The organism is Micromonospora sp. NPDC000121 (assembly GCF_042899165.1).
Taxonomy (GTDB): domain Bacteria; phylum Actinomycetota; class Actinomycetes; order Mycobacteriales; family Micromonosporaceae; genus Micromonospora.
The window spans coordinates 619714-632940 of record NZ_JBIAZP010000003.1 but is presented as its reverse complement, the minus strand read 5'-3'; the positions used below and the strand labels follow the sequence as shown (position 1 = coordinate 632940).

Annotated in this window: 10 protein-coding genes and 1 pseudogene; 8 read left to right on the top strand and 3 right to left on the bottom strand. The window is 71.6% G+C overall.

The features are described 5' to 3' along the window. Position 1: 1 nt before the first annotated feature. Positions 2-739 (top strand): amino acid ABC transporter ATP-binding protein, encoded by a 738-nt coding sequence (locus ACFY23_RS13355; RefSeq protein WP_350682433.1) that lies wholly within the window; start codon positions 2-4, stop codon positions 737-739. Positions 740-806: 67 nt separating this feature from the next. On the opposite strand, the gene ACFY23_RS13350 is transcribed toward ACFY23_RS13355, so the two are convergent. Together ACFY23_RS13350 and ACFY23_RS13345 are read right to left on the bottom strand one after the other, a co-directional pair. Further along, the gene (locus tag ACFY23_RS13350; protein WP_350682415.1) at positions 807-1379 is read right to left on the bottom strand and encodes a hypothetical protein; all 573 of its coding nucleotides are present in this window, start codon (positions 1377-1379) and stop codon (positions 807-809) included. 8 nt (positions 1380-1387) lie between these two features. Beyond that, positions 1388-2200: an AAA family ATPase gene (locus ACFY23_RS13345; RefSeq protein ID WP_350682417.1), complete on the bottom strand. Its 813-nt coding sequence runs from the start codon at positions 2198-2200 to the stop codon at positions 1388-1390. 876 nt (positions 2201-3076) lie between these two features. On the opposite strand from ACFY23_RS13345, the gene ACFY23_RS13340 reads away from it, so the two are divergent. From ACFY23_RS13340 to ACFY23_RS13320, 5 genes are all read left to right on the top strand, one after another. Further along, positions 3077-4207 carry an N-acetylmuramoyl-L-alanine amidase gene (locus ACFY23_RS13340; RefSeq protein WP_350682419.1) on the top strand — a complete coding sequence of 377 codons (1131 nt, stop codon included), beginning with the start codon at positions 3077-3079 and terminating at the stop codon, positions 4205-4207. A gap of 120 nt (positions 4208-4327) precedes the next feature. After that, complete coding sequence (locus tag ACFY23_RS13335) at positions 4328-4741, top strand: VOC family protein (protein WP_350682421.1); 414 nt, start codon at positions 4328-4330, stop codon at positions 4739-4741. Positions 4742-5001: 260 nt separating this feature from the next. After that, the gene (locus ACFY23_RS13330) at positions 5002-7152 is read left to right on the top strand and encodes a glycogen debranching N-terminal domain-containing protein (protein WP_350682423.1); all 2151 of its coding nucleotides are present in this window, start codon (positions 5002-5004) and stop codon (positions 7150-7152) included. Positions 7153-7334: 182 nt separating this feature from the next. Next, positions 7335-8555, top strand: coding sequence for a GAF domain-containing SpoIIE family protein phosphatase (locus ACFY23_RS13325; protein ID WP_350682425.1), 1221 nt, complete (start codon positions 7335-7337; stop codon positions 8553-8555). Positions 8556-8618: 63 nt separating this feature from the next. Further along, positions 8619-10193, top strand: a complete 1575-nt coding sequence (locus ACFY23_RS13320) for an FMN-binding glutamate synthase family protein (protein ID WP_350682427.1) — start codon at positions 8619-8621, stop codon at positions 10191-10193. An 83-nt stretch (positions 10194-10276) separates the two neighbouring features. Here ACFY23_RS13320 and ACFY23_RS13315 read toward each other — a convergent pair whose 3' ends face one another. Further along, entirely contained in the window at positions 10277-11716 is a 1440-nt protein-coding gene (locus tag ACFY23_RS13315) for a hypothetical protein (RefSeq protein WP_350682429.1), read from the bottom strand. A gap of 526 nt (positions 11717-12242) precedes the next feature. Here ACFY23_RS13315 and ACFY23_RS13310 point away from each other — a divergent pair. Together ACFY23_RS13310 and ACFY23_RS13305 are read left to right on the top strand one after the other, a co-directional pair. Next, positions 12243-12644, top strand: coding sequence for a DUF2809 domain-containing protein (locus ACFY23_RS13310; RefSeq protein WP_350682431.1), 402 nt, complete (start codon positions 12243-12245; stop codon positions 12642-12644). Positions 12645-12671: 27 nt separating this feature from the next. Further along, a pseudogene (locus ACFY23_RS13305) lies at positions 12672-13226 on the top strand (GNAT family N-acetyltransferase); the annotation flags it as partial. Position 13227 lies beyond the last annotated feature (1 nt).

Sequence of the window (13227 nt, the reverse complement as noted above, 5' to 3'; positions counted from 1 at the left end):
CATCGACACGACGACCTCGGTGAGCCTGAGCGTCCGCGACATGCACCTGGCCTTCGGGTCGCACCGGGTGCTGCGCGGCGTGGACCTGGACGTCGCGCGCGGCGCCACGGCCTGCGTGATCGGCCCGTCCGGCTCGGGCAAGTCCACCCTGCTGCGCACCATCAACCGGCTCATCGAGCCCGACCGGGGCGACGTGCTGCTCGACGGGCGCAGCGTGCTGGGCGACGACCCGGACGCCCTGCGGCAGCGGGTCGGCATGGTCTTCCAGCAGTTCAACCTCTTCCCGCACATGAGCGTGCTGCGCAACATCACCCTCGCGCTACGCCGGATCAGGAAGCTTCCCGAGGACGAGGCGGTGGCGGTCGCCCGCGACCAGCTGGAGCTGGTGGGGCTGGCGGCCAAGGCCGACGCCCGGCCGGCGCACCTGTCCGGCGGGCAGCAGCAGCGCGTCGCGATCGCCCGCGCGCTGGCGTTGCGGCCGCAGGTGATGCTCTTCGACGAGGCCACCTCGGCCCTGGACCCGGAGCTGGTCAAGGGCGTGCTGGGGCTGATGGCCGAGCTGTCCGCCGGTGGCATGACCATGGTGGTGGTCACCCACGAGATGGGTTTCGCCCGCGAGGTCGCCGACACCGTCGCGTTCATGGATCGCGGCGTGGTGCTGGAGTCGGGCGAGCCGGCCGCGATCTTCGAGCGGGCGGAGCACCCCCGCCTGCGCCAGTTCCTCTCCCAGGTGCTCTGACCCGCGACCCGCGACGGTCCGCACCGAGCGGCCAGCACCGGCGCTGTCGGGAACACGGGACCGGCCGCTACTTCTTCATGTCCTTGTACCGATAGGTGACCTTCAACTCGGACGTCCCCTCCTCGGTCACGATCAGCTCGTGGTCGAGGGCAGCTTCACGCATGCGCTCGGCCGCGGTGTCAGAGACGGGCGAGGTGTGGAATCGACGCCTGAATTCCTCCTTCCGCTCGCTGACCGCGGTGAAGTGGGTGACGACCTCCTTGACCCCGTTCTCCTTGGTTTTCGCCGCCACGAACTCGGCCGCGATCTCCAGCAACGGCGCGACCTGGCCGGTCACCGGGCTGTCGGGGTCCAGTCTGAAGACACTCTTGTGGGAGCCCTGCGTAAGGTTGACGGCGTACTGCTTCCAGTCCACCTCGATCATGAGATAGCCGACGCGCTCCCCGGCGGCCGTGTACTGCGCTATCTGCACCCTCTCCATCAGGCCGTCCCGAAAGCCCTCGTAAATGGTGGCCAGGGCGTGGTCGGGCACATCCGCAGCCGCCGCGACCTCGCGCGATATGTGCCCGATGACGTTGGCCCGGGCCAACGCGGCGACCTTGGGACTGACATTGACTTTGATCTTCGGACCATCGGTCATGTCAGCTCCTAGATGAACCGGCGGGGCTTGACGGACTCGTCATGCCGCAACTTCAACGCCATCTCGAACTCCTCGAACGTCAGTGCCGGCGCGCGGAACGCCTTCCGCGTCGCGTCGAGGTCGAGTTCCCCGACGCTGCGCGCGTGTTCGTAGGCGCGGGACGCGAGACAGTCGTGAATCGCGGCGGAGAAGGCGGCCAGGGGCGCCGCGGCATATCTCGTCGCCAGCTTGACCGCCTGACCGCCGCTGAGCCCGACGACGTACGGACCGAGCATGTGGTAGATCACCCGAGCGCGCTCGTCGGCGTTCGGCTCCCAGGTGAAGATGTTCATCCGACCCGGCCGCATGAGCGGGCCGTGCATCATCGAGAAGTCATTGCCCGTCAGGAAGACGGGGTAGCGCTCGGTGGTGCTCAACTGGCACATGCCGAGGTCGTCGGCCATGTTCATCAGGAAGCCCACGAGAAGCTGGGAGTTGACGGTGTAGCGGCTGTCCACCCGCTGGTTCGCCGGGCTGAGGTCGAAATCCTCCAGCAGAATCGCGGGATAGCCGGGCGACTGGGGGCTCGTCCGGTAGGCCCGCGCCCGCTCGTACAGGTCGCGTACGCCCTGCACCGAGTCGCCCTCGTGCGAACCGCCGAGCGCCGCCGCCGACAACGGAAAGACGACGAACCCGCCGAGCCGGAGACTCTCGCGGGTCTGGTACGACTTTCCGTCACCCGGCCGGCCCTGAATGGCCAGGAGCAGCGGATAGGTGTCGATGCTGGCCACCGCGATCGCGTGCGAGATGACCGCCCTATGGAACCTCTGTGGAATGAACACGCTACCGCTCCCCCGTTCCGTCGTCGAGGATGAAGGTGTCTCCGGAACGGGCGCGCAGTTCCGCATCCGTCGAGAAGCGGACCAGGAGTTCGTCACCGCTGAGCCCTTCGTAGAGGTTCCCGACACGACGCAGCGGCAGTTCACGCTTCGCCGGGTCGTCGTCGTTCTGCCGTTGCGGCGCCTGGGCCGACGGGGGGCGGCCCGCTCCCCCGGTGTTCGCGATTCGGGGTGGTGCGGGCGGGGTAGGCGCCTCCCACCGTTTCGGCCGCCTGCTCGCCCTCTGTTGATAACGAACCGCGAGGAGGGCGGCGATTATCGCGAAAACTCCACCGACGACCGCCCCGATTACTTCAGCCACGTGCGCCCTTTCTCAGCGAGAGAAGCGACAGGGTGGGACAACGGGCATGCGGCCGTGTGAGGCGCATCGCCGTAAATTCATTGATTCCGGTGCCGAACGAGTATCGCGGGCGCACCGCTGCCCGGTGGTCCCCCGCTCGGTGCGGCCGGATCACCCGACCGTCGGCGGAACGTCCCTTCCGGAGGATGGTCCGACGCCGGTCCGCGCCGCGGGCCGGCTCGTACCGGTCCCCGTCCCCTGGTGACGCCCCCTGGCAGTCCGCGCCGCCGGCGGCCCGGTCGGCCGACCCGGCCCACCAGCCGAACCTCCACTGTCGGAAACCCGACGACCCACGGCCACCGGCGCGTCGCTGCCCGTGATTCCCGCCGTCGGCGTGGGCCGTCACCCGAACGACCGGTCGACTCCTTATTGACCAGCGGCGCAGGTCTGGCAATATCCTCCACAACACAGGCGGCCATTGGAGTTACCTTTCACGCACGCTCCCCTTCCACCCCCAACCCGGCCGCACAGGAGATGCCATGCACCTCGACCACTCCGAACTGGACCGTCGGACGCTGCTGCGGGCCGGCCTCGGCGCCGCCACGGTCGCGGTCGTCGGAAGCGAACTCGCCTTCCCCGCCGCCGCGCAGGCGGACCCGGGCGCCGACCTGGACTGGATCTACAGCTGCGACGAGTGGGGCGCGCGTCCGCCGGCGGACCCGCTGTCAGTCAGCGCCATCCCCACCAACAAGATCATCGTGCACCACATGGCGTTCCCGAACGTCACCGACTACTCCGAGGCGCAGGCGATCAAGCTGGCCCGCGACTGCCAGAACCTGCACATGGACGGCAACCGTTGGTCCGACACCGGCCAGCACTTCACCGTCAGCCGGGGCGGCTACGTCATGGAGGGCCGCCGGGGCAGCCTGGAGCGGCTGCAGGCCGGCGACCGGCAGATGATCTCGGCGCACTGCCCGGGCGAGAACGGCCGGGCGATCGGCATCGAGAACGAGGGCACGTACGTCACCGAGACGCCGCCTGAGGCGCTGCTGGACTCGCTGGTCAAGCTCTGCACGACCATCTGCCAGCAGTACGGGCTGCACGCCCACGACATCTTCGGGCACTGGGACTTCCGCACCACGCAGTGCCCCGGCGCCGCCTTCTACCGGCAGTTCCCGGACCTGCGCCGCCGGGTCTTCGAGGCGCTCGGCACCGACCTGGCGGACGTGCCGGCCCGCCGCTGGCCGGACCTGTGGCGGTTCGTCGGCTCGCCGTCGGTCCGCGTGGTGCAGTACCTGCTGGCGTACCGCGGCTACACCGTGCCGGTCAACAGCGTCTTCGACGCCGCCACCGTCGCGGCCGTGCAGGACTGGCAGTTCCGCAACGGCATCCCGGTCGACGTCGACGCCACCCTCACCGCACCGACCTGGGAGACCCTGGCGCCGGAGCTCGACAAGGACGCCACCGGCATCCCCGTGAGCGCCGCCCAGTTCATGCTCAACTTCAAGGGGTGGGCGGACGTCGCCGTCACCGGCGAGTACGACCACGCCACCAAGAAGGCCGTCCAGGACCTCCAGGCGCTGCACGGCCTGCCCCGCGACGGCAAGCTCACCACCAACACGTGGTGCGTCCTCGTCGGCGGCGTCGTGCGCCACTCCTTCCGGCACTGACCGCCCGCGGCCCGTGGGAGCGCCACCCGCTCCCACGGGCCGCGACAACGCGGGCGCGCCTCGTCCACACCCGGCCCCTGATCTGCGACGATGACGCCTTCACGACCGGAGGAGGGTGCTGTGGCGTCTCGGCTCAACCCGTACATCAGCTTCCCGGGCACGGCACGGGAGGCGATGGAGTTCTACCATCGCGTGTTCGGCGGCTCGCTGTCGATGAACACCTTCGGCGAGTTCGGCACGGACGATCCCGCGCTGACCGACAAGATCATGCACGCGACGCTGGAGACCGACCGGGGCTACACCCTGATGGCCTCGGACACCGCGCCGGGGATGGAGCACGATCCGGGCAACAACGTCGCCGTGAGCCTCAGCGGCGACGACGCGGACGAGCTGCGCGGCTACTGGGAGAAGCTGGCCGACGGCGGCACGGTGACCATGCCGCTGGAGAAGCAGATGTGGGGCGACGAGTTCGGCATGTGCGTCGACCGCTTCGGCATCAGCTGGATGGTGAACATCGGCCAGCCCCAGGGCTGATCCCGGGAGCGCTCCCTCGGCCCGGCGGCCGGGGCGGAGGTGTACCAGCGACGCGACCGGGTACCGACCGCTGTCCGACGGGTCCGTGGCGTGCCCCACCGGCGCGCCCGGGCCCGCAGCCGCTGGTCAGGGGGTGCCCCGATGCCGTCGACGCCGCCGAGCGCGCCTGCCGCCCGCCACGCCGGAGCCGCCTGCCGTCGCGGGAGGTCGCGTCGGCCACGGCCGCCCCGGACACCGAGGCCGCCTCGGCCGCCGGACCGATGAGCGGCGTCCGGGACCTGCGGGTCCGACCGGATCTGCTCTACGTGGCGAGCGGCTGGAGCACGCTGGTCACCGACGTGCGCGGCCGGATCACCGGCGCCGACCCGCAGGGCTTCTTCGCGCACAACACCCGGGTGCTCAGCACGGAGCGCCTCGCCGTGGACGGCCGCGAGCCGGTGCCGTTCAGCACGGCCAACGTGGGCGGCCACGCGCAACTCTCGTACGCCGCCCTCGGCGACGGCGAGACGCTGCCCTCCCGCGCGGCCTACCTGCTCGTGGAGCGCTTCGTCGGCGCAGGGCTGCGCACCCGGCTGACCGTGGTCAGCTACGCCCCGGTGCCGCTGGAACTGGAACTGCGGGTCGATCTCGCCGCCGACTTCGCCGACACCAGCGAGGCCGAGAGCGGTCGCCGGGCGCAGTCCGGCGACGTCGAGGCGAGCTGGGACCCCGACGACCGCGAGCTGCGCCTGACCTACCGGTGCGACGGCCTCGACCGGGCGGTGGCGATCGCCGTGCACGCGGATTCGCCCGTCCGGTACGTGGACGGCGCCGTCCTGGTCGCGGTCGCGGTGCCGCCCCGGGGGTCGGGTCGGGTGGAACTCGTGGTCGAGCCGGTCTTCGACGGACGGCGTCTCGCCGCGCCGCCGCCGACCTTCGCCGAGCCGGGCGACGACGCGGCCCGCGCCCGCGCCCACCTCGCCCGGGAGCTGACCCGGCTGAGCAGCAGCAACTTCGACGTCACGGCGGCCTGGCGGTGCGCGGTCGACGACCTGGCGGTGCTGCCGCTGGGTGAGCCGGCCGGGCCGACGGCGCCGATGGCCGGCCTGCCGATCTACCAGGAGATCTTCGGCCGCGACACGATGACCGCGTCGTGGCAGGCACTGCTGGCGGGGCCGACGATGCTGGCGGACAGCCTGCGGCTCAACGCCGCTCACCTCGGGCGGCGCATCGACCACTGGCGCGACGAGGAGCCCGGCAAGCCGCTGCACGAGGCCCGCCGGGGCCCCGTGTCCGCGCTCGGGCTCGACCCGTTCAGCGGCTACTACGGCGACTGGTCGACCGCGCCGGACTTCCTGGTCTTCCTCGGTCAGTACTTCGCCTGGACCGGGGATCTCGACACGGTGCGGGACCTGCTGCCGGCCGCGCGCCGCGCCCTGGACTGGATCGACCGGTACGGCGACCCCGACCGGGACGGCTTCCTCGAGTACCACTGCCGGTCCCGGGCCGGGCTGAAGAACCAGGGGTGGAAGGACTCGGACACCGCCATCGTCGACGAGCACGGCGAGGTGGTGCCCAACCCGATCGCGACCAGCGAGCTGCAGGCGTACTGGTACGCCGCGCTGCGGCACGCCGCCGTGGTGTTCGCCGCGGCCGGTCACCCCGCGCTCGGCGCCCGGCTCGTCCGCCGGGCCACGCTCCTCCGCCGCCGCTTCCACCGCGCCTACTGGATGCCCGAGTGGGGCTGTCACGCCATGGCGCTCGACCCGGACAAGCGGCAGGTGCGTTCCGTCAACTCCAACGACGGTCACCTGCTCGCCACCGGGATCGTGCCGGCCCGGCTCGCTCCCCTGGTCGCCGACCGGCTGCTGGCCGCCGACATGTTCAGCGGCTGGGGGGTGCGCACCCTGTCGTCGGCGCACCCGGCGTACAACCCGTTCAGCTACCACCGGGGCAGCGTCTGGCCCGTGGAGGCGGGCACGATCGGCCTCGGGCTGGCCCGGTACGGCTGCTGGGAACACCTGCACCGGCTCGCCGAGGGGATGTTCGCCGCGGCGGCGCTCTTCGCCGAGCACCGCCTGCCGGAGGTGCTCAGCGGCCTGCCGCGCGACGACGCGCACCCGCACCCCGGCGTCTACCCGAACTCGTGCTCCCCGCAGGCGTGGTCCGCCAGCGCGGTCGTCGCGCTGGTCCAGGCGCTGCTGGCGCTGCGCCCGGCCGCGCCGCTGCGGACGATCTTCGTCGACCCGCACCTGCCCGAGTGGCTGCCGGACCTCGTCCTGGAGGGCGTGCAGGTCGGCGGGCGCACCGTGGACCTGACCGTCCGACGTGGACGCGGCGGGCGGACGTCGCTGCGCGCCCGCGGGGACCGGATCGCGGTGGTGCGTCGGCCCACGCTCCAGGCGATGTCCGCCCGCCGGCACCGCACCTGACACCGGCCGCCCGCACCGCTGCCGGCGCGAAACGCCCGGACGGGCCGGTTCGGGACGACCACGCGCTGGCCTCGCGCCGGATCGCCGCCGCCGTTCGCGGCGTCGCCGCCGGACCGGGTTCCCGCCCCGTACGCGCCGTGGCCTGCGGTGGCGGGAGCAGCCGGCGGGACTAGGATCCTGTCGTGGCCGACGCGGGGCTCATCCAGGACGACGAGCGGTTACGCCGTCTCGAGGCGGTGACCGACGCCGCCCTGTCCCGGCTCGACGCGGCCGACCTCTTCGACGAGCTGCTCGAGCGCGTCCGGGATCTGCTCGGCGTCGACACCGCCGCCATCCTGCTGCTGGACGCGCACGCCCAGCAGCTCGTGGCGACCGCCGCCAAGGGGCTCGAGGAGGAGGTCCGGCGGGGTTTCCGCGTCTCGATCGGCCGGGGGTTCGCCGGCCGGATCGCGCTGACCCGACGGCCGGTGGTCGTCGAGCAGGTCACCTCCGACACGGTGGTCAACCCCGTCCTGCTGGCGATGGGCCTGACGTCGCTGCTGGGCGTGCCGATGTTCGCCCGTGGTGAGGTCATCGGCGTGCTGCACGTCGGCACGCTGCGTCACCGCAAGTTCACCGCCGACGACATCCGCCTGCTGGAGCTGGTCGCCGACCGGGCCAGCCTGGCCAACATCGCGCGGGCGAACAACCTGGCGCAGAACGCCGCCCTCGCCCTGCAGCGCAGCCTGCTGCCCAACCAACTGCCCGAGGTGCCCGGTCTGGCCCTGGCCGCCCGGTACGTGCCCGGTCACGTCGCCGGCGTTGGCGGGGACTGGTACGACGTGTTCAGCCTGCCGTCGGGCTGGCTGGGGCTGGTGATCGGCGACGTGTCGGGGCACGGCCTGCAGTCCGCCGTGGTGATGGGGCGCGTCCGCAGCGCGCTGCGCGCGTACGCGCTGGTCTGCGACGATCCGGCGGAGGCGTTGACGCTGCTGGACCGCAAGGTCTTCCACTTCGAGGCCGGCAGCCTGACCACGGCCCTCTACGCCATGATCTCCCCCGACCGGAGCAGGATCCGGGTCTCCACCGCCGGGCACCTGCAACCCGTCCTCGCCGTGCCGGGCCGGCCGGGCGCCCTGGTTCCGGTCCACGTCGGCCCTCCGCTCGGCACGGGTCGCCGGCCGCCGGCCCGCCAGCAGACCGAGGTGGACCTGCCGCCGGGCGCCGTCCTGGTCTGCTTCACCGACGGGCTCGTCGAACGCCGCGACGAGGTCATCGACGTCGGTGTCCGGCAGCTCGTCGACGCGGTCCGGCCGGGCCCTCCCGAGGAGGTCTGCCGCACCGTCATGACGACCCTCGGCACCGAGCAACCGACCGACGACATCGCCCTGCTGGTCGTCCGTCGCCAGCCGACATCCGGCTGATCCGGCCCGGGTCCGCCCCGCCGGTCCGTTTGGCCGAGGGCGATCGCGGAAAGAGTGGCGGGCATGAAGTGGGCAAGTCGAGCCGTACCCGCCGCCGTCGCCGCCGTCGCGGCCCTCGCCGCGCGCGACCTGATCCAGCGCGACCACGCGTTGCTGCGCAACTTCCCGGTCCTCGGCCGGGCCCGTTACCTGCTGGAGTCGATCGGGCCGGAGCTGCGCCAGTACATCGTCGCGGGCAACAACGAGGAACGCCCGTTCACCCGCGACCAGCGCCGCTGGGTGTACGCGTCGGCGAAGCAGCAGAACAACTACTTCGGCTTCGGCACCGACAACGACATCGAGTTCACGCCCGGCTATCCGATCATCAAGCACCGCACCTTCGGCCGCGCCGTACCGCCATCCGCTCCCGGTGCCGGGCACGACGTGCGGCTGCCGTGCGCGAAGGTGATCGGCGCGGCCAGGGGCCGGGCCCACGCCTTCCGGCCCGAGTCGGTGGTGAACATCTCCGGGATGAGCTTCGGTTCGCTCTCCGGAAACGCCGTCGAGGCCCTCAACCGGGGCGCGGCGCTGGCGGGCTGCCTGCAGAACACCGGCGAGGGTGGGCTGTCCCCGTACCACCGCAAGGGCGGTGACCTGGTCTTCCAGATCGGCACGGCGTACTTCGGTTGCCGGGACGAGCAGGGCCGGTTCAGCCTCGACCGGCTCAAGGACCTCGTCGCCGGCGCGCCCGTGCGGGCGCTGGAGGTCAAGCTCAGCCAGGGCGCCAAGCCCAGCCTCGGCGGCCTGCTGCCGGCCGCCAAGGTCTCCGCGGAGATCGCCGCGACCCGGGGCATCGCGCAGGGGCGGGACTGCGTGAGCCCGTCCCGGCACGCCGAGTTCTCCGACTGCGACAGCCTGCTCGACTGGGTGGAACTGCTCGCCGCCGAGACCGGCCTCCCGGTGGGCATCAAGTCGGCGGTGGGCGACCTCGGCTTCTGGGAGGAGCTGGCGACCCTGATGCGCGACACCGGGCGCGGGGTCGACTTCGTCACCGTCGACGGCGGCGAGGGCGGCACGGGCGCCGCTCCGTTGATCTTCACCGACTCGGTGTCGCTGCCGTTCCAGCAGGGCTTCACCCGGGTCTACAAGGTCTTCGCCGAACGCGACCTGCACGAGCAGGTGGTGTTCGTCGGCGCCGGCAAGCTCGGCCTGCCCGACAACGCCGTGGTGGCGTTCGCGCTCGGCTGCGACATGGTCAACGTCGGCCGGGAGGCGATGCTGGCGATCGGCTGCATCCAGGCCCAGAAGTGCCACACTGACACCTGTCCCACCGGCGTCGCCACGCAGAACCCGTGGCTCGCCCGGGGCCTCGACCCGACCTCGAAGTCGGTCCGCGCGGCCAACTACGTCAGGACCCTGCGCCGGGACCTGGTCAAGGTCGCCGAGGCGTGCGGCGTCGAGCACCCGGGCCTGATCGACACCGACGCCATCGAGGTCCTCGACGGCCGCACCGCCTCCCACCCGCTGCACGAGGTGTACGGGTACCGCCCCGGCTGGGGCCTGCCGTCCGCCGCCGACCGAGCGGAGATCGTCCGGCTGATGACGGCGGAGGCGCCGCAGGGCGGCACCGCCCCGCCCTCGCCGACCGCGATGTCCTGATCGGGGCGAGCACCGCGTCGGTGCTCGCCCCCAGCGGGTGACCGGGCTGAGCTACCGCGGCCCTCCTACCCGATTTCACATGGTCAGGCGGTGGGTGCCAGCGCGATCAGGATTGACTGGAAGTCGTAGTTACCGCCACTTGCGGCCTGCAGGTAGGCACCGCCGTACCGCGTGACCGCCGTCGGCGACTTCAGCCTGCCGTCGTACAGCGACATGTCCGAACCGTTCGCGCTGCCCGGGTCATTGCCCTGCGACGGTGTACCGTCGGTCGAGGTCGCGCCGGCCGAAGGCATCGAGGATGCAGCCGGCGTGCTGGTCGGCACGTCCGCACCGGTCGCTGCGTCCATCAGCACCGGCTGGGCCTCGGTCTGGGCGTAGACGATGCCGTGGAACGCCGCGGTGACCGCCGGGACGACCCGGCTCGCCGACTTGTCGGTGTACCCCCAGGTCTTGTTGCCGGTGGTGTCGTCGAAGCCGATGATCTCCTTGCCGCCGGACTCGCCGGACGTGCAGACCACAGCCCTGGCCTGATCGCTCCAGCAGGTGAAGGTGCTCACGCGCTCGTCCACAACCTGTGATTTGGTCTGTACGACGGCGCCGCTGGCGATGTCGACCGAGTAAAGGGCGTTGTTGTACTTGTCGTTGCCCGCGTACGAGTTGGAGGCGAGGTAGGCGTGCTTGGAGCCGCTGCCCGCCGCGTTCAGGTAGTCCTGCTTGGTCGGGGTCTGCTTGGTGATCTTGCCGGCCGCGCCATCGGCGATCACGATCGTGCCGTCGGCCGCACCCTCCTGGTTGCTGCCCTTTGCGCCAGCGACGACACCGTTCAGCACGCCCGCAGGGGTGACGAACGGGATGACGTTCGACTTCTGGGTCTTCGGGTCGGCATAGACCGTGAACACCTCGCCGCCCTTTTTGGCGGCCGCTTCGCCGGCGGCTCCGACACCGACGACGATCTGCCCGGTGGCGGCGTCGTACGCCTGGCTCACCACGTTGTCGCCGCCTTGGCCGGCGCCAAGGGCCGGGGTGAGGTCCGCGGTGACCTCGGCGACCTTCTTACCGTCGGCCGCATTGAGCCACTGGAACACCACCTGGCCTTTGGCCTTCTGGGTGCCGTTCCCCTTGTCGTTCTGAACGTAAGCGATCGCTACGACGTCCTTGCCATCCAGCTGGACGCCCATCGGTGCGGTCACGTCCAGCGTCTCGGTGGTGGGCGCCGCAGCGGACGGGACGGTCCACGGCGTGCCCTGCGCGGCGATGTTGCGGCCGGTGACACCGGTGAGTCCCGCGATCAGGGAGGTTTGGCCCACCATGCCGGCCTGGAGCGTGTACTGATTGCCCCTGTCCGTGCGCTCGACCCCGAACGCCGACATCGCGACGAATGCCTTGGGCGGGTCGAAGGAGGCGACTGCCGGCGCCGACGGTGTGGTGGCTGTGGTGCTGCCGCTGCTGTCGGGTGTCGAGTTGGACTTGTCGTCGTTGCCGCTGCAACCTGCCAGCAGAACGCCCACGGTGGCGACGCTCACAACGGCCATCGGACGCTGCATCGTTGGTTACTCCCCCAGTCGACCCCGGTAATGATCGGCTCGAACGGTAGCAGTTGCGGCTCTCTCCGGGTGGGAACCGGGAATCCGGCAGCCCAGCCCGCTGGCGTCCAAGACAAAGTGGATGTCTTCCCGGCGCAGGCCCACGGCCTCGCTGCGGCGCAGGCCGTTGAACTCATCGCCGACAATCTACAAGCGAACCCGGGCTGCCGTACTAGTTGTAATGCCCGGCAGAGCGTGCGATGTGGAATCCGACGTCGTCGGCCTGGAAGGTCGGGTGGCTGCGCCGCGGCGGCGGTGCTGCTGTCGCCAGTATCGGCGAGCGCCGCGACCGATCGCGACGGCTTGCTGGTGTGCACAGCCCACCTCGCCGGCGGCAGGTAAGGCAGGTCGAGGAGGTGCCTCGTTCGTCGGCCGGGCGCACGGTGATGCCGGTCGAGCCGCCTTGATCCACCACACACCGCAGGACCCGGTGAACGTTGGTGGACACCGCACTAGCATCGCCGGAATGTCGATCACCGTTCGGCGCTGCCGGCTCCTGGGGCTCGCGGCGGCAGCCGGCTTCCTCGCCGTCGCCCTCGTCATCCGCGCGACGGCCGGAGGCGGCATCGAGCAGCACTCCGGCACCGCCCTGTACGCGTCGATGGTCTGGGCGGGGGTGTTGTTCCTCCGCCCGCGTACGGCGCCACTGTCGGCGGGCGCGGTCGCGATCGCCTTCTGCTGGGCGGTCGAGGTGTCGCAACTGACCGGGATACCGGCGGCGCTCTCGGCGCGCAGCCTGCTGGCTAGGCTCGTGCTCGGCGTGCAGTTCGACCCGGTCGACCTGGCCTGGTACCCCGTCGGGGTGCTGCCACTGGTGGCGCTGCACCAGATCGCGCGCCGCGCCTCGCAGCGTCGAGCCGCGGTGTGACCGGTCGGCGCCGATAATCGAAAGCGCCGGCAGGCCCGCCCCGCCTATCGTGTCGCGGTGCTGATCAGACGCGAGACCCCCGCCGACATCGACGCCGTCCGGGAGGTGCACCTCGCCGCCTTCGCCGACCCCGACAAGCCGGACGTGGTACCGGTCGAGGCGGGGCTCGTGGACGCGCTGCGGGCGGACGCCGGGTGGCTGCCCGCCCTCTCCCTCGTCGCGGTCGACGGCGACGGGCAGGTCGTGGGGCACGTGGTGTGCACCCGGGGCCGGGTCGCCGGCGAACCGGTCGCGCTGGGGCTGGGGCCGCTCGGCGTGCTGCCGGCCTGGCAGCGGCGCGGAGTCGGCTCCGCGCTGATGCACGCGGTGCTCGGCGCGGCCGACGCGCGCGACGAGCCGCTGGTCGTGCTGCTCGGTCACCCCGACTACTACCCCCGCTTCGGGTTCCGCCCGGCCGTCGACCTCGGTGTCACCCCGCCGCAGCCGTGGGGGCCGCAGTACTTCATGGCGCGCCCGATGAGCCCCTGGCAGCCGTCGATCCGGGGCGGGTTCACCTACGCCCGCCCGTTCGACGAGTTGTAGC

What these genes read in the sequence shown, in the direction of transcription:
- ACFY23_RS13350 (WP_350682415.1), bottom strand. Translation starts at nt 1,379, where the DNA reads ATGACCGATGGTCCGAAGATCAAAGTCAATGTCAGTCCCAAGGTCGCC.
- ACFY23_RS13340 (WP_350682419.1), top strand. Translation starts at nt 3,077, where the DNA reads ATGCACCTCGACCACTCCGAACTGGACCGTCGGACGCTGCTGCGGGCC.
- ACFY23_RS13330 (WP_350682423.1), top strand. Translation starts at nt 5,002, where the DNA reads ATGAGCGGCGTCCGGGACCTGCGGGTCCGACCGGATCTGCTCTACGTG.
- ACFY23_RS13320 (WP_350682427.1), top strand. Translation starts at nt 8,619, where the DNA reads ATGAAGTGGGCAAGTCGAGCCGTACCCGCCGCCGTCGCCGCCGTCGCG.
- ACFY23_RS13310 (WP_350682431.1), top strand. Translation starts at nt 12,243, where the DNA reads ATGTCGATCACCGTTCGGCGCTGCCGGCTCCTGGGGCTCGCGGCGGCA.